We start from the raw sequence: 607 nt of genomic DNA, 5'->3' as shown, positions 1-607 counted from the left end.
AACTCTAGTGCCACCCCCACTTGGCACTGCAGTTTCATACGGGAGAAACTGTAGTTTCATAGGTAAGAAACTGTAGTTTCATAGGTAGGAAACTCTAGTTTCATGGGTAGGAAACTCTAGTTTCATGGGTAGGAAACTCTAGTTTCATGGGTAGGAAACTCTAGTGCCACACGGCAGGCACTACGATTACCTCCCCAGCTGCTACATTGACACACATAGGAGGAGCTAATCCTACCCACCTGACCGTCATACGACCATCACGTGGTCATTGCATCCTCATCAAGCGTGTCATAGCCACCCTTCGGCTGAAGGGACGCTATTTGCCCTTGATAAGTGCCCCTTTGATACGTCCGCCTACGTTGCCGGCCATAGACCCAGTGGCGCCAGCTACTGCCTTACCTCCCGTATAGGCACCTTGGGCACCTCGTTGCGCCGTCTGATTGACATTGCGTCCGTACGCCCCGATACCACCACCAGCCTCTATAATCCAGCCCGCTACCGTAGGAACACAGAAGTACCCCACGATACCAATCAGGAAGAAGACAATGTAGTACCAGCTACCCGAATCAGGCAGATAGTTGGGGTCACTCAATGCTGCAATATCCTT

1 pseudogene is annotated in these 607 nt (G+C 51.4%); it reads right to left on the bottom strand.

The window, feature by feature from the left end:
• Positions 1-316: 316 nt before the first annotated feature.
• A pseudogene (locus PORUE0001_RS07920) lies at positions 317-607 on the bottom strand (conjugative transposon protein TraJ); the annotation flags it as partial.

It is taken from the genome of Porphyromonas uenonis 60-3 (genome assembly GCF_000174775.1).
GTDB lineage: Bacteria > Bacteroidota > Bacteroidia > Bacteroidales > Porphyromonadaceae > Porphyromonas > Porphyromonas uenonis_A.
This window is presented reverse-complemented; position numbering and strand designations above follow the sequence as displayed.